This window comes from Nocardiopsis codii, assembly GCF_036327455.1.
GTDB lineage: Bacteria > Actinomycetota > Actinomycetes > Streptosporangiales > Streptosporangiaceae > Nocardiopsis > Nocardiopsis codii.
Genome location: NZ_JAUZMY010000050.1, coordinates 19341 through 34698, shown reverse-complemented (window position 1 = coordinate 34698; position 15358 = coordinate 19341). Strand labels below are relative to the sequence as shown.

Genomic DNA, 15358 nt, shown 5'->3' with positions numbered 1-15358 from the left:
GTGGTTATTGCTGGAGGGTCACACCCGGTCTCTTTCCGAACCCGGTCGTTAAGTCTCCTTGCGCTGATGGTACTGCCCTGTGGTGGGGTGGGAGAGTAGGTCGCTGCCACGGTTTTTCTTTGGGGGGGTCGCCTTTGTGGGCGGCCCCCTTTTTTTGTGTGTGGGTTTGTGCGTTTGTGAATTCTGGGGTGTGGGGGTCGGGCGGGCCTGGGTGTGTGGTGGGGTGCCGGCTGGGCGCGGGGGTCGGGTGCTCTTGGTCGGCTTGGGCGGGTTCCGACGGTGTGGAGGGCCTGGTCGGTCTGGCCGGGCTCGACGGTGGGAGCCTGGACGGCCTGGACGGCCTGGACGGCCTGGAGGGTCTGAGCGCCCCGGTCGCCCCGGTCGCCCCGGTCGTCTGGACGGCCTGGGCGACCTGGGCGACCTGGGCGACCGGGGCGGTCTGAGTGGCCTGTCGGCCTGGGTGTGTGGTGGGCAGGGGTGATGGTGGGGGCTGGGGTGGCCCCCCTTTGTTTCCAGTCAAGCGTGTGGGGGTGGGGTGGTGCCAGGGGTGGTGGGGTTCTGTGGACAACCCACCGCACGAGCCCGCGCGTCTGTCGGCGGGCGCTCACCGGCTCCAGGAGGCGGGGGAGCGTTCCCGAGCCCTTGAGGGCGTGGATCGACCCCCACGACCTCTCCTACGGCTCCCTGGCGCCACGGGGCAGGGCGGAGCCGACGCGGAGGTGCGGAGTGGAGACGCGGGGCCGGAGCCGGGGCGCCAGGGAGCTGTGGCCCGGTCGCGGGCACCACGGGAAGCGCCTCATCCCCTACTCCGACCGCGGGCACCGCACCGAGACGCCGGAGGCCGCGGGACCACGAGCACCAGGGGGTGTGGTCACCGCACCAGCAGCGCCGGGGAGCGGGGCGCTCGGAAGTGCGCGGGGGAGGCGGCCGGAATTCGTGAGCCGCTTTTCCTTAGTCCTCGTCGGCTTCCGGGGAGTCGATGAGCTGCCGCAGCAGCACAACGAAGTCTTCTTCGCTCATCGCCGACCAGTCCACGTGCTCGTTCATGTTCTGCGGTTTTCCCAGACTGCGGACCAATAAGCCTGCGGTGGCCGAATTGGTTTGAGAAGTCTGGGTTAACAACACGTTGGCGCAGGTGGAGGAACCGTGGCCGGACGGGGTAAGGCCCTGCCGGTGCTTTTCCGGTTCCTCCCCCTCCCGCCTCAGACGCGCTGCTGGAGAGCGCTCCGGCACTCGGGGCAACGGCACCGCTTGTTGTACCCGGTGACGGTGCCGTGCGGCAGGGACGGGTCCCGCTGCTCGGTGAGGGTGAAGTCGAGCTGGTCGCCGAAGGCCGTGAGGACGCGGGCCGTCGAGAACACCTGTTTGGGGGTGATGCCCAGCTCGGTCGCCGCGTCGTCGATGTGCCTCCCCATACGGAGTTTCGCGATGAGACGGGACCGGGTACTCGGGGGCATCTGGGCCTCCGCGTTCGCGATCAGCTGCTCGGCGTCGTCAATGGGGTAGCTCATGGGTTTCCTCTATGTGTGCGGGTACGCCTGCCGCAGCAGGCACCTCAAGCATCGTACGCGGTTTCTTCCCGCTGGCATCAGGGTGAGACATAGGTGACAGGCGGTGTCGAACCCCGCCTGCTGCCCGGTCGCTCCCCCAGCGTGGTCCCGTTCCTCCGAACCGTTGTTCTCCTGGCCTGCCTCCGACGGTCGGTGTTCGTCGATCCCGAGTGACCCATGGTGTCACTGTGACTGAGGTGCTCAAAGAAATCCTGTGTTGTTGAGGGTGTTATTGTGGGCCCCGTTTCCCATCATGGCTACTTATTGTGACAAAAGGCAGGTTTGCCGACGCGGGTGTCGTGCGCTGGGTGCTGTAATGCATCGAATCGGCCGCTCTTTTCTAGAAACGCATTGCTAGATGCTAGATATCGTGTTTCGCTTGTGGCCTACCTCCATCGCTCTGCGTCATTGGATCAGCCTCATGACCAGTCCCACGGTCCGTCGTCGGCGGCTGTCCGCCGAACTCCGCCGCCGCCGAGTGCAGGCCGGCCTGACCCTCAGCGATGTCGCGGACGAGCTGGAGTGGTCCCCGGCCAAGCTCGGGCACATCGAGACGGGCATCCGCAAGTGGCCCTCCGTCATGGAGATCTCGGCCCTCCTCCGGCTGTACGGGGTGACCGGCGGGCAGCGGGAGGCCATCCTCACGCTCGTCCGGGAGTCCAGGCTCCGGCCGTGGTGGACCGAGTACGAGGACGTGGTCTCCTCCGCCTACGTCGGCAACGAGGCCGGCGCCGTGTCCGTCCAGTCCTACGCGGGCATCCTGGTCCCCGACCTCCTCCAGGTCCCCGACTACACCGCATCGGTGGCACGGGCCATGGGGCACGGGGACCGCGGGGTGGACCGCATGGTCGCGGCCCACCTCAAACGCCAGGAGGTCTTGGACCACGGCGGGCTCGAGCGCTACCACGCGATCGTCGAGGAGGACGCGCTCCAGAGGATCGCGTCCGACCGGGAGATGCTCCGGGCGCAGACCTCCCGGATCGTCGAGCTCGTGACGGAGTCGGACCGGGTGACGGTGCAGCTGCTGCCCACCTCGGCCGGACCCCATCCCGGGGTGGCCGGCCCCTTCTCCGTCCTGGAGTTCGACGAGGACGAGTCGGCGCTCGCCTACGTCGACGCCACCCAGGGAGGGTCGATCGTGGAGGCGGAGGAGTCCGTTCGCGCCTGCAAGCGGGTGTGGTCCCAACTCACCGACATCGCGGCGTCTCCACAGGCCACCGTCGGGATCCTGCGGAGGATGGCGCTGCTGACCTGATGTCCTGTCCGCCGGCGGGGAGGGATCGAAGCCAGAAGTTGGTGCGAATCGGTCCACCGTGGCAGGGACCGCCCCTGATGGCTTGCTAGTCTGCTAGGTGACAACCTCATAAAGTTCTCTACGGAGCCCCCGTCCCCCGGGCGGGAGCCCGTGTGCACGCACCGGATCAACGAAAGGGTCCAGACAGTGAAGAAGATCATCGTTCTGGCGCTGGTGGCCCTCGGGGCTTTCGCCGTCTACCGCAAGATCCAGGCGGACCGCGCCGAGCTCGACCTGTGGACCGAGGCCACGGCGGCCAGCGAGAGCTGACCACCGGGCCGCCTGGCAGCCGCGAGCGGCCGGGGGGTTTCCACCGGGCGAACCGTGGACAGGCGCGGCGCGCGCCGTCCCGGAGCCCGCTCATCAGTGACACGAAGACGTGGGTGGGCCGACAATCCCGTGGCGCGACCCACGGCTTTGTGCTGTCACGGGTCCTCCGCGGAGGCCCCATGATCGCAACTGCCTCCGAGGACGGTATGCTCTGCATAGCGACCTGGGCGTGAGCCCTGGTTCGGCGGGGCCATAGCTCAGCTGGCAGAGCGCCGGTTTTGCATACCGGAGGTCAGGGGTTCGACTCCCCTTGGCTCCACTGCGGGAACACGCAGATCAGACGTTGTTGACGGGGACCCCCGCGGGGGTCCCCGTTTCGCGTTCCCGTCGCCTGGGCCGGTTGACGCCGGCAGCGGTCGCGTCCCCCACGTCCCCTTGGGGCGGCCCCCGGCACTCTCCCCTCCCCTCATTCCCTCCTGGCCGTCTCCGGCCGCTCCGACGGCCTCCACCTGCCATCCGCGGGTCCTCGACGGGCGTCCCGCCGACAGAAAGCGGATCCGCGCGGCGGGGCGGACCGAAGATCACTCCATGGCTGTTTTAGGGAGAAAAACCCGAATGGGGACATGTGCCCGCATTCAATGGGAGCTGGGGTCGAAGGTAAGAAATATGTTCGGTTACCAATGAGTAGTGCCGACTTCGCCCGACCGGGGGGCGAAATGAGTGGCGCATGGGGTTGCGGATCGTGTGTGCCCCGGGAGTGCGTATAGTCCGATCGGGTGAGAAGGATGACGGAGAGTCCACTTCACCCGGGCGCGTCCGGGTGGGGGCAGTCGCTCATGGGATGACATGAAGTCGCAGGTCATAGGGCTTGTCGGTGAATGGTCTGCCCATGACCTTTCATTCCGGTTACGTGGGCCTGCTCGTACCACATGCAGTGACTCTGCGTGTGTGTATGATGACACTTCCCCTAAGTGCAATGGTCCTACTGGGCCATATGAGAAATAGGCCTCTTGGGGTCTGTTGGTGAACTGGGACGATCCGTAGTTTCGACACCAGCGACAACGAGGAAGACAACGCGCCGAAACGATCGACCGCCGAAGATGAGCTGCACGGCCCCCCGTGCGTGCTCAGGCCCCCGTCACCGGATCGGTCCGTTTCTCCTCACCGCCGACGGTTGCGTCGATCGGCGGATTTCCGATCACCACACATGCTGATCTTGGGAGTGGGGCAACATGTGGAATGAGAAGATGGCAGCCCGTGCCAAATGCCGGGAGATCGATCCTGACGCCCTGTTCGTGCAGGGTGCGGCGCAGAACCGCGCCAAACTCATCTGCCGGGGATGCCCGGTGCGTACCCAGTGCCTGGCCGAGGCGCTCGACAGCCGTATTGAGTTCGGTGTCTGGGGAGGCATGACCGAACGGGAGCGCCGTGCCCTTCTGCGTCGGCGCAAGGACGTGGTCAACTGGTACGACCTGCTGACCAGCGCCGAGCGGCGCTACGAGGCCGAGCAGGCCCGGCAGGACGTCCCCCTCGCGGGGGCGGCACTGCCGGCCGCCGCGGTCGTCCCCCTGGAGGACCCCGAGACCGCCCCCGCGTCCGGTACGGTTCCGGTCCACGTGACGGAAGCCGTTCCGGTCCCGGTCGCGGTACGGGTCTGACCGGCGGCCCGGGCCGCTGAACCCGGCCGGGGCATCGGGGAAGGGGCGCCCCGGATCCCGGCAGCACAGACGAAAGTCGTGGCCCGCCTCCACCCCTGGGGGGAGGGCGGGATCAGGGAAGGATCAGGGACGGCCCCGATGGCGGTGGTCCGACATGTGACGCATGATGGTGGGAGTACGGCTGAACTGGCCGTACTCCCGTCGTCGTTGGGAGTGGGAGTGGCCGTGCAGGACCCTCAGTATCCGGCGAAACGGCCCTGGGAACCGCAGGCCCAGCCGCAGATCCGCCTCACAGACGCCCAACGGGACTCCGTCATCAAGGTCCTCCAGGAGGCCTTCAGTCAGGGGCAGCTCGACGAGGAGGAGCTCGACGAGCGGACCGGCCTGGCCATGAAGGCCAAGTTCGGTGCCGACCTGGCCCCGCTCACCGAGGACCTCGGTGTGACACCGCACGGCTCCCCGCACCGTTCGGCGGCCACCTCGGCCGACTCGTCCGCCCGGGCAGACCCGCAGGGGCCGGGTCCCAAGGAGCCGCTGCCCAGCACTCCCGTGGAGCGGGTCGTGGCCGCGATCGGCCACGGGGGGAACTACCTCTTCCCCGTCGTCGCGCCGCTGGTGCTGTTCCTGGCGAGCGACCGGATCTCCCCGTACGTCCGGCGCCAGGCCATGGAGTCCCTCAACTTCCAGCTCTTCTGTATCGTCGGCGGGCTCGCGAGCTTGCTTCTCTTCTGGCTGGTCCTGCCGATCTTCGCGGTGATCGCCATCGCCCTGGGCTGGGCCGTCCTTCCCGCCATCGCGTCCGTGGCGAGCCTCATGGGCAGTAACTGGCGCTACCCGACGCCCTACCGCTTCCTCAAGGACGACTGACCGGCCACGTCCGACCCCGTGCACGACGAAGCCGGGGCGGGAGGACCCGTCCCGGCTGAGGGGATGGGACCAACGCGTCGGCGGGGCCGTGCACCCCGTACCGGACGCGGTGGTCCGTCAGTCGTCGTGTCGTCGTGCCGATCGGGTACCCGTCACCCGGCCGCTACCGGTTGGGGCGCCCGTTCTCCTGTGCGCGGTTGTCCCCCGAGGCCGCGCGGACGGTCTCCTTGGCCTCCTTGGCCTTGCCCTTGGCGGCCTTGGCCGTCTCCGAGGCCTTGTCGGCCGCGTCGGAGGCCTTCTCCTCCAGGTTCTCGCGGGTCTCACGGACCTGGTCGCGGGCCTGGTCCAGGTGCTCCTGCCACTCCGCGTCCTGCGACGCCTGCCGCAGGCGGATGAGCGAGTACACCACCACGCCGCCGACCACGGCGGCGCCGCCGATCAGGATCCCGCGGGGGACCCTGCGCGGTCCGCGACGGAGCAGTCGCAGCCCCCGTCGGCCCGGGTGCGGGTCGACGCGCTGCGCTGCCGCGGTGAGGAGCCCGGCGACGCGCGGCGCCACGGTGTCCTCGACACGCAACGCGGCGGTCTCGAGTCGGGGGGCGGTCCAGCCGCGCGCTTGGAGGAGCTTCAGAGTGGCCTGGTCCCGTGCCTGGTCGGCGTACGGGCCGAGCCTGTCGGCCTGCTCCTTGGCCAGGTCCTGCAGGCGGGCGAGGGTCGCCTCCGCCTCCTTGCGTGCCTTGCGACGCTTGGCAGTGATAGGCACGTCGTCAGCTCCTTCGGTCGTTCACCGGTCTCTACGGTCTCCACCCGGGGGACCGACGCGTCGAGCCGTACTGGGCGGCTCCCTGTCGTCCTGCCCCGTTATCCGGGTGTTATCTCAACATACGTCCTCTCCGTCGGCGATCGGAGTTTCGACACCAGCCGACGGGTTTTCTGCCTGTCCCCTTCCCACGTGTTGGCGTCTCTCACCTCACACGAGCATGCTCCGTCCCACATTTCCCTGCCCGGGGGCCGTCCACCGGGTAACGGCTGAGCCCGGGAGGCGGACGGGTAACGTGAGCACGTAAACGAAGTCGATCGAAAGGCACGTAGGTGTCGGACTCCAAGGGTCAGCCCACCGCGCGGCTGAACACCTCCAAGGGAACCATCGTCGTCAAGCTGTTCGAGGAGGAGGCTCCGGAGACGGTCGCCAACTTCATCGGGCTGGCTGACGGCAGCAAGCAGTGGATCGACCCGACCACGGGCAAGCCGTCCAACAGCAGCCTGTACGAGGGCACGATCTTCCACCGCGTCATCGACGGCTTCATGATCCAGGGCGGGGACCCGCTGGGTACCGGGCGCGGTGGCCCCGGCTACACCTTCAAGGACGAGATCGACCCGAAGCTGCGCTTCGACCGCCCGTTCCTGCTGGCCATGGCCAACGCGGGCCCGGGCACCAACGGTTCACAGTTCTTCGTCACCGTGGAGAAGCCGTACTGGCTCGACGGCCGCCACACCATCTTCGGTGAGGTCGTCGAGGGCGACGACGTGGTCACCGAGATCTCCCGGGTGGACACCGACTCCCAGGACCGTCCCCGCGAGGACGTGGTGATCAACAGCATCGAGATCACCCGCTAGGGCGTGTTCTGTGGATGCTTTCGGTTGACTCGGCGCTTGCGCCGATCGACGCGAGCGGCTTCCAGGCCATCTCTCGCAAGACGGGTAGCGCGGGTCAGCCCGGGTTTGGCTGTCCGAGCGCAGTCGGCGCGGCGAGGGGCAGCCTGGGGGACGCGAGCCCGGAATGATCCGCGGAACGCGGCCTAGGGATCCGATGAGAACGCCAGGACACCGAGGAGTGAGTGACAGACCATGACCGCGCCCCCACCTCCGTCCGGTGCGGCACCGGAACCGGGGCCGACCGCCCCGCGCACCTGCTACCGGCACTCCGACAGGGAGACCGGGGTCAGCTGCACCAGGTGCGAACGGCCCATCTGCCCGGACTGCATGGTGGAGGCGTCGGTGGGCTTCCAGTGCCCCCGGTGCGTCGCGGAGGGGAACCGGACCGTGCGCCGGACCCGGACGCCTTTCGGGGGCAGGACCGTCACGAAGCCCTACGTGACCTGGACGCTCCTCGGTCTCATGGCGGCGGGGTTCATCGCCCAGCTGGGCACGTCAGACCCGATCGGTCAGGCGGGGGCCTCCGGGCTCATCCGGGAGTTCGCCATGCTCGGCCTCGGCCGGCTGGAGGACGGGACGCTCCGCGGTGTGATGGCCGGCGAGTGGTACCGGCTCATCACCGCGGCGTTCCTGCACGGCAGTATCTTCCACCTGCTGTTCAACGGGTACGCCCTGTACGTCCTCGGAACGCAGCTGGAGCGCTGGCTGGGGCACGGGCGGTTCCTCGCCCTCTGGGTGGTCGGCGCGCTCGCCGGATCGGTCCTCAGCCTCCTGGTGGCGCCCGTCCAGTTCTCGGTCGGCGCCTCCGGTGCGATCTTCGCCCTCTTCGGGGCGGTGCTGGTGATCGGCAAGCGGCTCGGCCTGGACCTGCGGATGGTGCTCGTCCTGATGGGGGTCAACCTCGTGTTGACCTTCGTGGTCCCGAACATCTCCTGGACCGCGCACATCGGGGGGCTGGTCGCGGGGCTCGCCGTCGGTGCCGTGTTCGCGTACCTGCCGGGCAGGTCGGCCAAGGCCTCCACACGGACGCTGACGCACGCCCTCCTGGTGGCCGGGTTCGCGGCGCTGCTCGTGGTCCTGGTGGTCGCGGCGCCGGTGATCGTCCTCGGCTGACGGTGCACACGACGGTGGCCCCGGAGGGAGACCTCCGGGGCCACCGTCGTCCCGGGTCCAGGACCGCTCCACCCTGGTCCGGGCATGACGAACAGAGCTACCCACAGCCTGTGGATAACCCTGTGGAAAACGTGGATATTGGCTGTTCAGGCCCTAGAGAGGGCTGGGTACACGTGCCTGATGGAGGCCGTGTGCCGCGCACAACCACGACACCGCTCGCCCGGGAGGGCAGCGGGTCGGTCAGGTGTTCGCCGGGCGGGGGTCAGTGCCAGCGCGTGGACAGGACGACGGCCACGATGATCCCGCTGAAGCCGATCAGCAGGTTCCAGTTGTGCCAGTCCTGCATGTACGGGACGAAGTCTCCCGCGATGTAGTAGACCGCGATCCAGAGAATGCCGAGGGCGAAGAAACCCAGCATCGTCGGCACGAGCCAACGCGGACTGACCTTCGGCTTCTCTTTGGAAGGAGGCGGAGTGTAAACAGCCTTCTTCTTGCGATCGTTGCGGGACTTGGGCACGGTCGCTGCTCCAGTACGGTGGGGCGGTTCGGAACGAGAACACAGTCTACGCCCAGGGCGGCGCCCGCGTCACCGGTGGGATGCCCGGGGTTTCGGGCGGGTCCGACCGGACGGCAACGCCGCAGGCCACACGCCCCCGGACGACCGTCGGCGCCCCCGGAACGCGGATGGTCCGCACCCCCTGGGGGTGCGGACCATCGGCTGTCCGTTCTCCGGCTCCTACTGCCACTGCTCCCAACGGAAGTCCTGTGGCCGGAAGACGAAGCCGTCCGGCAGATCGGGGCCCGGCGGCTCATCCGAACCGGGGGGCGGCTCCTCCGAGCCCGGCGGCTCATCCGAACCGGTAGGCGGCTCCGGAGTCTCCGGTGCCGTCGCGATCGTGACGCTCACCGTGGTGTTCGGCGCGACCATCTGCGTCGCCTCGGGAGACTGGGCGATGACCGTGCCCGCCGGCTGGTCCGTCGTCTCCTGCTCCTGGAACGAGCCGGTCAGCCCCACCTGGCCCAGAGCGGACTCCGCCCCGGCCTGGGTCATCCCGCGCAGGTCGGGCACCGCCACCTGGTCGGGACCCGAGGAGATGAACAGCGTGATCCGGGTGTCGGGTGCGGCCTCGTCCCCCGCCGGCGGGTCGGTGCCGATGGCGTTGCCCTCGGCGACGGAGTCGTCCGCGCGCTGCTCCGAGGTGACGTCCTCGAAGCCGGCCTCGTTCAGCGTGCTGATCGCGTCGGCCTCGCTCTGCCCCCCCACCGAGGGGATCGCGACGTCGCCCGGCCCGGAGGAGATGATCAGGACGATCTGCTCCGTCACCGCCACCTCGCTGTCGGCGGCGGGGTCGGTCTCGATGACCGTGCCCTCCTCGACCTCGTCGTCGGCCTGTGACTCGGTGCCGATGTCCTCGAAGCCCGCCTCGGTGAGGGTCGCCCGGGCCTCCTCCTCGGTGGACCCGGCGACCGACGGCACCGCGACCGTGTCCGGGTCCGAAGGGCCCCGGTTGAACAGGAAGAACACCAGGATCAGGGAGGCGATCACGCCGACGGCGAGGAGCGCCCACAGAGCGGTCTTGCCCGCGCCCCCCTTCTTCCGGTCGTCGTACCGGTCGTCGTAGTCGTCGTCGTAGTCGTCATAGTCGTCGTACCGGTCGTTCGCGGGGGGCAGCGCCGTCGTGGCCCCGGCGGTGGCCATCGCCATGGTGCCCGCCTGCGTGGGCATCCCCGCCAGACCGCGCTGGATGTCCGCGCGCATCTCGGCCGCGTTCTGGTAGCGCTCCTCGCGGTCCTTGGTCATCGCCCGGAGGGTGATGTCCTCGAGCCAGTCGGGGATCTGCGGATCCACCTCGGTCGGCGGCACCGGGTCCTCGCGCACGTGCTGGTAGGCGATCGACACGGGGGAGTCGCCGGTGAACGGCGGACGGCTCGTGAGGAGTTCGTAGAGCACGCACCCCGTCGAGTAGATGTCGCTGCGCGGGTCCACCCGCTCACCGCGGGCCTGCTCGGGCGACAGGTACTGGGCGGTACCGATGACCTGGGAGGCCTGGGTCATGGTCGCCTGGTCGTCGTTCATCGACCGGGCGATGCCGAAGTCCATGACCTTGACCTCGGCGTTGCGGGTCAGCATCACGTTCGCGGGTTTGATGTCCCGGTGGACGATCCCGTTGTCGTGGCTGTACTCCAGCGCCTTGAGGATGCCGTCGACCAGCTCCGCCGACCGCTCCGGCAGGAGCTTGCGGTCGTCGTCCAGGAGTTCCTTGAGGGTGCGCCCGTCCACGTACTCCATGACGATGTAGGGGAGGGACACCCCCTCGACCATGTCCTCGCCGGTGTCGTACACGGCGATGATCGCAGGATGGTTCAGGGAGGCGGCCGACTGTGCCTCACGTCGGAACCTCGCCTGGAATATGTGGTCGCGTGCCAGGTCGTGTCGAAGGGTCTTGATGGCGACGAGCCGGTCGAGCCGCAGGTCGCGCGCGCGGTGGACCTCGGCCATGCCGCCGCGCCCGACGACGACGTCGAGCTCGTAGCGTCCGCCAAGGAGCCGGGGCTGGGACATGTCGTGCACTGATCCTTGTGTCTTCCGGAAGCCGCCCGTGGGCCGCCGCCTACCCTGAGCGTCTCTCGCTCATTGCCTCGGTATCGAGATGCTGTCGGGGGGGAATCCTCCGCCGTCCTCCGGGTCACCCGGTTCCACTGGCGGTGGTTCCTCCTCGTCCGGTGACTCCTCCTCCGACCCGTCGTCCTCGCCGTCCTGGGGCGGACCGCTCTCCTGCTCGTCCTCCCCGGGAGGGGGTGACTCGGTCTCCGGGGGCGTGTCCGTCTCGGGAGACCACTCCGGCTGGTTGTTCGGCACCGCGGGGACGTCCACCGGAGCGGACTCCTCCGGTTCCTCCGAGGGTGTGGAGGACGGTGAAGGACTCGTGGCCGGGCGTTGCGTCCTGTCGCCCACGGTGTCGACCTCGCCGTTGCCCCCGTAGAGGAACCCGGCCACCACCGCGGCGACGATCATGACCGTCGCCGCGACCGCTGCGAGCACCACGGGGGCGCTGATCCTGCGTTCGGAGGCCTCGGCCAGCCTAGCGGAGTCCTCTTCCTCCACAGGGGTCACGGCCGCCTGACCGGCGGTTCGACGTGACACCGGCCCCGTCCCGGGTCCGGGGATCGCACCCACGACCATGGTCTGCGCCATGCCGCTGAACCCCGTGGAGGGGGTCGGCGGCCCGGTGCCCGCGTTGGAGCGGATGACCGCGGCCAGGTGTGCGACCTCGCTGGCGGAGCCGGGCCGGTCCTCGGGCTCCTTGAGGAGGAGGGAGGTCACCAGGTCGTCGATGTCGGCGGGGATGTCGTCGGGGAGCTCCGGCGGCTCGTCGCGGGTGTGCGCGAGGGCCAGCGCGATCGGGCTGTCGCCGGTGAACGGCGGTGTCCCGGCCAGGCACTCGTAGGCCACCACACCGAGGGCGTAGAGGTCCGAGGCAGAGGTCGCCGGGCGGCCCGAGGCCTGCTCCGGCGAGATGTACTGGGCCGTCCCCATGACCATGCCGGTCTGGGTGAGGGTGACCGACATGTCGCCGCGGGCGATACCGAAGTCGGTGAGTTTGAGCTGCCCGTTCGGGGTGACCAGCAGGTTGCCCGGCTTGATGTCGCGGTGCACCACCCCGCGGGCGTGCGCCGCGGCGAGAGCCTTGGCCGCCTGGCAGACGAAGTCGAGGGTCTGGTCCGGGCTGAGGTGGCCCTCTTCGCGCAGGACCTGGGACAGGGGGTTGCCGACCACGAGTTCCATGATGAGGAAGGCGCGGCCGTCCTCCTCGCCGTAGTCGAAGACCTGGGCGATCCCCGGGTGGGAGAGGCCGGCGGTGATCCGGCCCTCGGTGCGGAACCGCTCCCTGGCGGTGGGCTCGGCCATCTGGGAGGGGTGGAGGAGCTTCACCGCGACGGGCCGGTTGAGCAGGGTGTCGGTGGCCTTCCAGACCGTACCCATGCCGCCGGATCCCACCTGCTCCTCCAGGCGGTAACGGTCGCTCAGAACGGTCCCGGTGAGATCACCGGGACCGTTCCGGGAAGACGGCTCGTAGGCACTCACTACTGAACCACTGCCTCCATCATCTGACGGGCGATCGGAGCGGCGAGCTCGTTGCCGCTCCCACCGCCGAACTCGACGACGACCGCGACGGCGACCTGGGGGTCGTCGGCGGGGGCGAACCCGATGAACCAGTTGTGGGTGCTGTCCCCACCCGTCTCGGCGGTACCGGTCTTGCCGGCCACCTGGACGTTGGGGATCGCCGCGTTGGTACCCGAACCGCCCTCGCCGGTGACCAGGACCATCATGTCGGTCAGGTCCTGGGCGGTGCTGGCGCTGACGGCCTGGGAGTAGCTCTCCGGGCTGGTCTGCGTGATCACGGACAGGTCCGAGTCGCGGACCGAGTCCACCACGTAGGGTCGCATGACCTCACCGCCGTTGGCCACACCGGCCGCCACCATCGCCATCTGGAGGGGTGTCGACTCGACGTTGGACTGGCCGATGCCGGCGCGTCCGAGGATGTTGCGGTCCTCCTCCGGCGGCGCGTAGCTCGGGGTCACGCCGAGGGGCACGGTGAGCTCCTCGCCCTCCGCCGGGTTGAACCCGAACGCGGTGGCCTGCTCCGACAGCGCGTCGCCGCCCATCTCGATCGCCCAGTTGGCCATGGAGGTGTTGCACGAGATCTGGATGGAGTGCGCCAGGGTGTCGGGGTCGCCGCCGTTGCAGGTCCCCCCCGGTGTGGCGTTGGGCAGGTCGTGTCCCAGCGACAGCCGGTCCGGTGCGTCCATGGTGCTGTCCGGGCCCGCGTCCAGGTGCTCGATGGCGGCCGCGGCGGTCACCACCTTGAACGTCGACCCCGGGGGGTAGCGCTCGTTGAGTGCCCGGTTGAGCAGCGGCTTGCGCGGGTCGTTCTCCAGCTCCACGTAGTTGTTGGTGGCATCCTCCATCTCCGTGATGCTGACGACGTCGTTGGCGTCGTAGGAGGGGTAGGACACCGCGCCCAGGATCGCTCCGGTGTTGGGGTCGAGCGCGACGGCGGCGCCGTTCTTGTCGCCCAGCCCGGCGAAGGCCTCGTACCCGGCCTCCTGCACCGCGGCGTCGAGGGTCAGCTGGACCTGCGCCCCCTCGGGCTCGCGTCCGGTGATGATGTCGCGGAAGTTGCGCACGGCCAGGCGGTCGTCGGAGCCGTCCAGCAGGGTGTTCTCAGCGCTCTCGATACCCGAGGCGCCGTACGTGCGGAAGGACCCGACGATCGGCGTGTACAGGCCGCCTCCGGTGTACTCGCGCTGGTAGCGCGCGGGCTCCCCCTCGGGCGAGATGTTCTCCGAGAACGCGACGTTGTCCCCCGCGACCTGCACGGGGCCGCGCGGTTCGCTGAGGCGCTCGCTGTACGTGCGCCGGTTGAGCGGGTCGGCGCGGATGGCGTCGGCCTGGAACCCCTGGACCCAGGTGATGTTGACCATCAGGATCCCGATGAGGATCAGGGCGAAGACGCTCAGCCTGCGGATGGGTGTGTTCATCGTCGGATCACCTGGGTCGCGCCCTCGTCCTGGATCGCCTGCGGTGCCGGGCGGCGCGCGTTGTCACTGATACGGAGAAGGATGCCCATCATGATCCAGCTCGCCATCAGCGCCGAACCGCCCGCGGCCATGAACGGTGTGGTGGAGCCGGTGAGCGGGATGACGCGGGAGATGCCGCCGAGCACGATGAAGACCTGGTAGGCCAGGACGAACGCGATGCCGCTCGTCAGGAGCTTGTTGAACGGCCCGGTCGCCGCGAGCGCGATGCGCATGCCGCGCTCCACCAGGAGGCCGAGGACCATGAGCACGGCCAGCAGGCCGGTCAGTCCGAGCTCCTCGCCGATGGACGCGAGGATGAAGTCGCTGTCCGCGGCGAAGGTGTTGTGGGCCTGTCCTCCGCCGATGCCCGTGCCGAAGAGCCCGCCGTAGGCCATGCCGACCAGGCCCTCCACCAGCTGCTGGCTGCCGCCGACCTCCTCGTACACGGCCTGGTCGAACGCGTTGATCCAGATGTTGACGCGGGCCCTGACGTGCCAGAAGAGGAAGTAGGCGATCGTCGCGCCGCCCGCGAACATGACGAGGCCGATGGTCACCCACGACGAGCGCTGGGTGGCCACGTACAGCATCGCCAGGAACGTGCCGAAGAGCAGGAGGGAGGTGCCCAGGTCGCGCAGGACCACCAGCATGCCGATGGCCAGGAGCCAGCCGACCAGGATGGGGGCCAGGTCACGGGCGCGGGGCAGTTCGATGAGGGTGAAGCGGCCGACCTTGATCGGCTTGCTGACGATCTGGAGCACCTGCCGCTTGCTCATCAGGTAGGACGCCAGGAAGATCACCAGGGCGATCTTGGCGAACTCCGACGGCTGCATGGTGAACGGGCCGATCTTGATCCACAGCTGGGCGCCGTAGACGGCGTGGCCCAGTCCCGGGATGACCGGCAGCATCAGCAGGATGATCGCGATGAGGGCGCTGATGTAGGTGTAGCGCTGAAGGACCCGCGGGTCCTTCAGGAAGACGATGATCAGGAAGCAGCAGATCAGGCCGACAGCGGTCCAGACCAACTGCATACCGACGCCGACGCCCTCGATGTTCTCCTCGCCCGCGGCGTTCAGACGCCAGATCATGGCCACGCCGATCCCGTTCAGGAACAGGGCGCACGGCATGATCAGCGGGTCCGCGTAGGGGGCGAGGAAGCGCATCGCCACATGGGCGACGGCGGAGAGGGCGCCGAAGGTCAGGCCGACGGTCCACATCGCACCGGGGACCTGGCCGTTGAGGTTGATACCGGCGATCGCGATACCGGCCATCGTGATGAAGATCGCGATGACGGTGAGGACCAGTTCCGCGTTGCGCCGTTTGACCGGGGGTAGCGCGGTCGGCGCCTCCGGTGCTGACGTGCTGCTCAA

Annotated in this window: 15 protein-coding genes, 1 tRNA gene and 1 rRNA gene; 9 read left to right on the top strand and 8 right to left on the bottom strand. The window is 68.9% G+C overall.

The features are described 5' to 3' along the window. Both rrf and Q8791_RS30015 read left to right on the top strand, forming a co-directional pair. Positions 1-112 (top strand): 5S ribosomal RNA (gene rrf, locus Q8791_RS30020); the annotation flags it as partial. Positions 113-281: 169 nt separating this feature from the next. Continuing rightward, a complete protein-coding gene (locus Q8791_RS30015) occupies positions 282-443 on the top strand; it encodes a hypothetical protein (protein ID WP_330095221.1) in 162 nt (53 codons plus the stop codon). 759 nt (positions 444-1202) lie between these two features. Here Q8791_RS30015 and Q8791_RS30010 read toward each other — a convergent pair. Next, on the bottom strand, positions 1203-1511 hold the full coding sequence (locus tag Q8791_RS30010) for a hypothetical protein (RefSeq protein ID WP_330095220.1): 309 nt from the start codon (positions 1509-1511) through the stop codon (positions 1203-1205). Positions 1512-1971: 460 nt separating this feature from the next. On the opposite strand from Q8791_RS30010, the gene Q8791_RS30005 reads away from it, so the two are divergent. From Q8791_RS30005 to Q8791_RS29985, 5 genes are all read left to right on the top strand, one after another. Beyond that, positions 1972-2805, top strand: a complete 834-nt coding sequence (locus Q8791_RS30005; protein WP_330095219.1) for a helix-turn-helix domain-containing protein — start codon at positions 1972-1974, stop codon at positions 2803-2805. 186 nt (positions 2806-2991) lie between these two features. Continuing rightward, positions 2992-3114, top strand: coding sequence for a DLW-39 family protein (locus Q8791_RS30000; protein ID WP_014912962.1), 123 nt, complete (start codon positions 2992-2994; stop codon positions 3112-3114). Between the two features lie 246 nt (positions 3115-3360). Beyond that, positions 3361-3433 (top strand) — tRNA-Ala (locus Q8791_RS29995). 913 nt (positions 3434-4346) lie between these two features. Next, positions 4347-4772 (top strand): WhiB family transcriptional regulator, encoded by a 426-nt coding sequence (locus tag Q8791_RS29990; protein WP_407942082.1) that lies wholly within the window; start codon positions 4347-4349, stop codon positions 4770-4772. Positions 4773-4997: 225 nt separating this feature from the next. Further along, positions 4998-5639, top strand: a complete 642-nt coding sequence (locus Q8791_RS29985; protein ID WP_330095218.1) for a DUF1707 and DUF4870 domain-containing protein — start codon at positions 4998-5000, stop codon at positions 5637-5639. A 163-nt stretch (positions 5640-5802) separates the two neighbouring features. Here Q8791_RS29985 and Q8791_RS29980 read toward each other — a convergent pair whose 3' ends face one another. After that, the gene (locus Q8791_RS29980) at positions 5803-6402 is read right to left on the bottom strand and encodes a hypothetical protein (protein ID WP_330095217.1); all 600 of its coding nucleotides are present in this window, start codon (positions 6400-6402) and stop codon (positions 5803-5805) included. A gap of 329 nt (positions 6403-6731) precedes the next feature. On the opposite strand from Q8791_RS29980, the gene Q8791_RS29975 reads away from it, so the two are divergent. Continuing rightward, entirely contained in the window at positions 6732-7256 is a 525-nt protein-coding gene (locus tag Q8791_RS29975) for a peptidylprolyl isomerase (RefSeq protein WP_330095216.1), read from the top strand. Between the two features lie 296 nt (positions 7257-7552). On the opposite strand, the gene Q8791_RS29970 is transcribed toward Q8791_RS29975, so the two are convergent. Beyond that, positions 7553-7723 (bottom strand): hypothetical protein, encoded by a 171-nt coding sequence (locus Q8791_RS29970; RefSeq protein WP_330095215.1) that lies wholly within the window; start codon positions 7721-7723, stop codon positions 7553-7555. Positions 7724-7733: 10 nt separating this feature from the next. On the opposite strand from Q8791_RS29970, the gene Q8791_RS29965 reads away from it, so the two are divergent. Continuing rightward, a complete protein-coding gene (locus Q8791_RS29965) occupies positions 7734-8408 on the top strand; it encodes a rhomboid family intramembrane serine protease (RefSeq protein ID WP_330095214.1) in 675 nt (224 codons plus the stop codon). 262 nt (positions 8409-8670) lie between these two features. Here Q8791_RS29965 and Q8791_RS29960 read toward each other — a convergent pair whose 3' ends face one another. The 5 genes from Q8791_RS29960 to Q8791_RS29940 form a co-directional block, all read right to left on the bottom strand. Beyond that, on the bottom strand, positions 8671-8925 hold the full coding sequence (locus Q8791_RS29960) for a cell division protein CrgA (protein ID WP_330095213.1): 255 nt from the start codon (positions 8923-8925) through the stop codon (positions 8671-8673). Between the two features lie 219 nt (positions 8926-9144). Next, on the bottom strand, positions 9145-10971 hold the full coding sequence (gene pknB / locus Q8791_RS29955; protein ID WP_330095212.1) for a Stk1 family PASTA domain-containing Ser/Thr kinase: 1827 nt from the start codon (positions 10969-10971) through the stop codon (positions 9145-9147). A gap of 69 nt (positions 10972-11040) precedes the next feature. Next, entirely contained in the window at positions 11041-12495 is a 1455-nt protein-coding gene (locus Q8791_RS29950) for a serine/threonine-protein kinase (RefSeq protein WP_330095211.1), read from the bottom strand. After that, the gene (locus Q8791_RS29945; protein WP_330095210.1) at positions 12495-13952 is read right to left on the bottom strand and encodes a peptidoglycan D,D-transpeptidase FtsI family protein; all 1458 of its coding nucleotides are present in this window, start codon (positions 13950-13952) and stop codon (positions 12495-12497) included. Before Q8791_RS29945 ends, Q8791_RS29950 begins: the two co-directional genes overlap by 1 nt. Then, a complete protein-coding gene (locus Q8791_RS29940) occupies positions 13949-15358 on the bottom strand; it encodes an FtsW/RodA/SpoVE family cell cycle protein (RefSeq protein ID WP_330095209.1) in 1410 nt (469 codons plus the stop codon). Before Q8791_RS29940 ends, Q8791_RS29945 begins: the two co-directional genes overlap by 4 nt.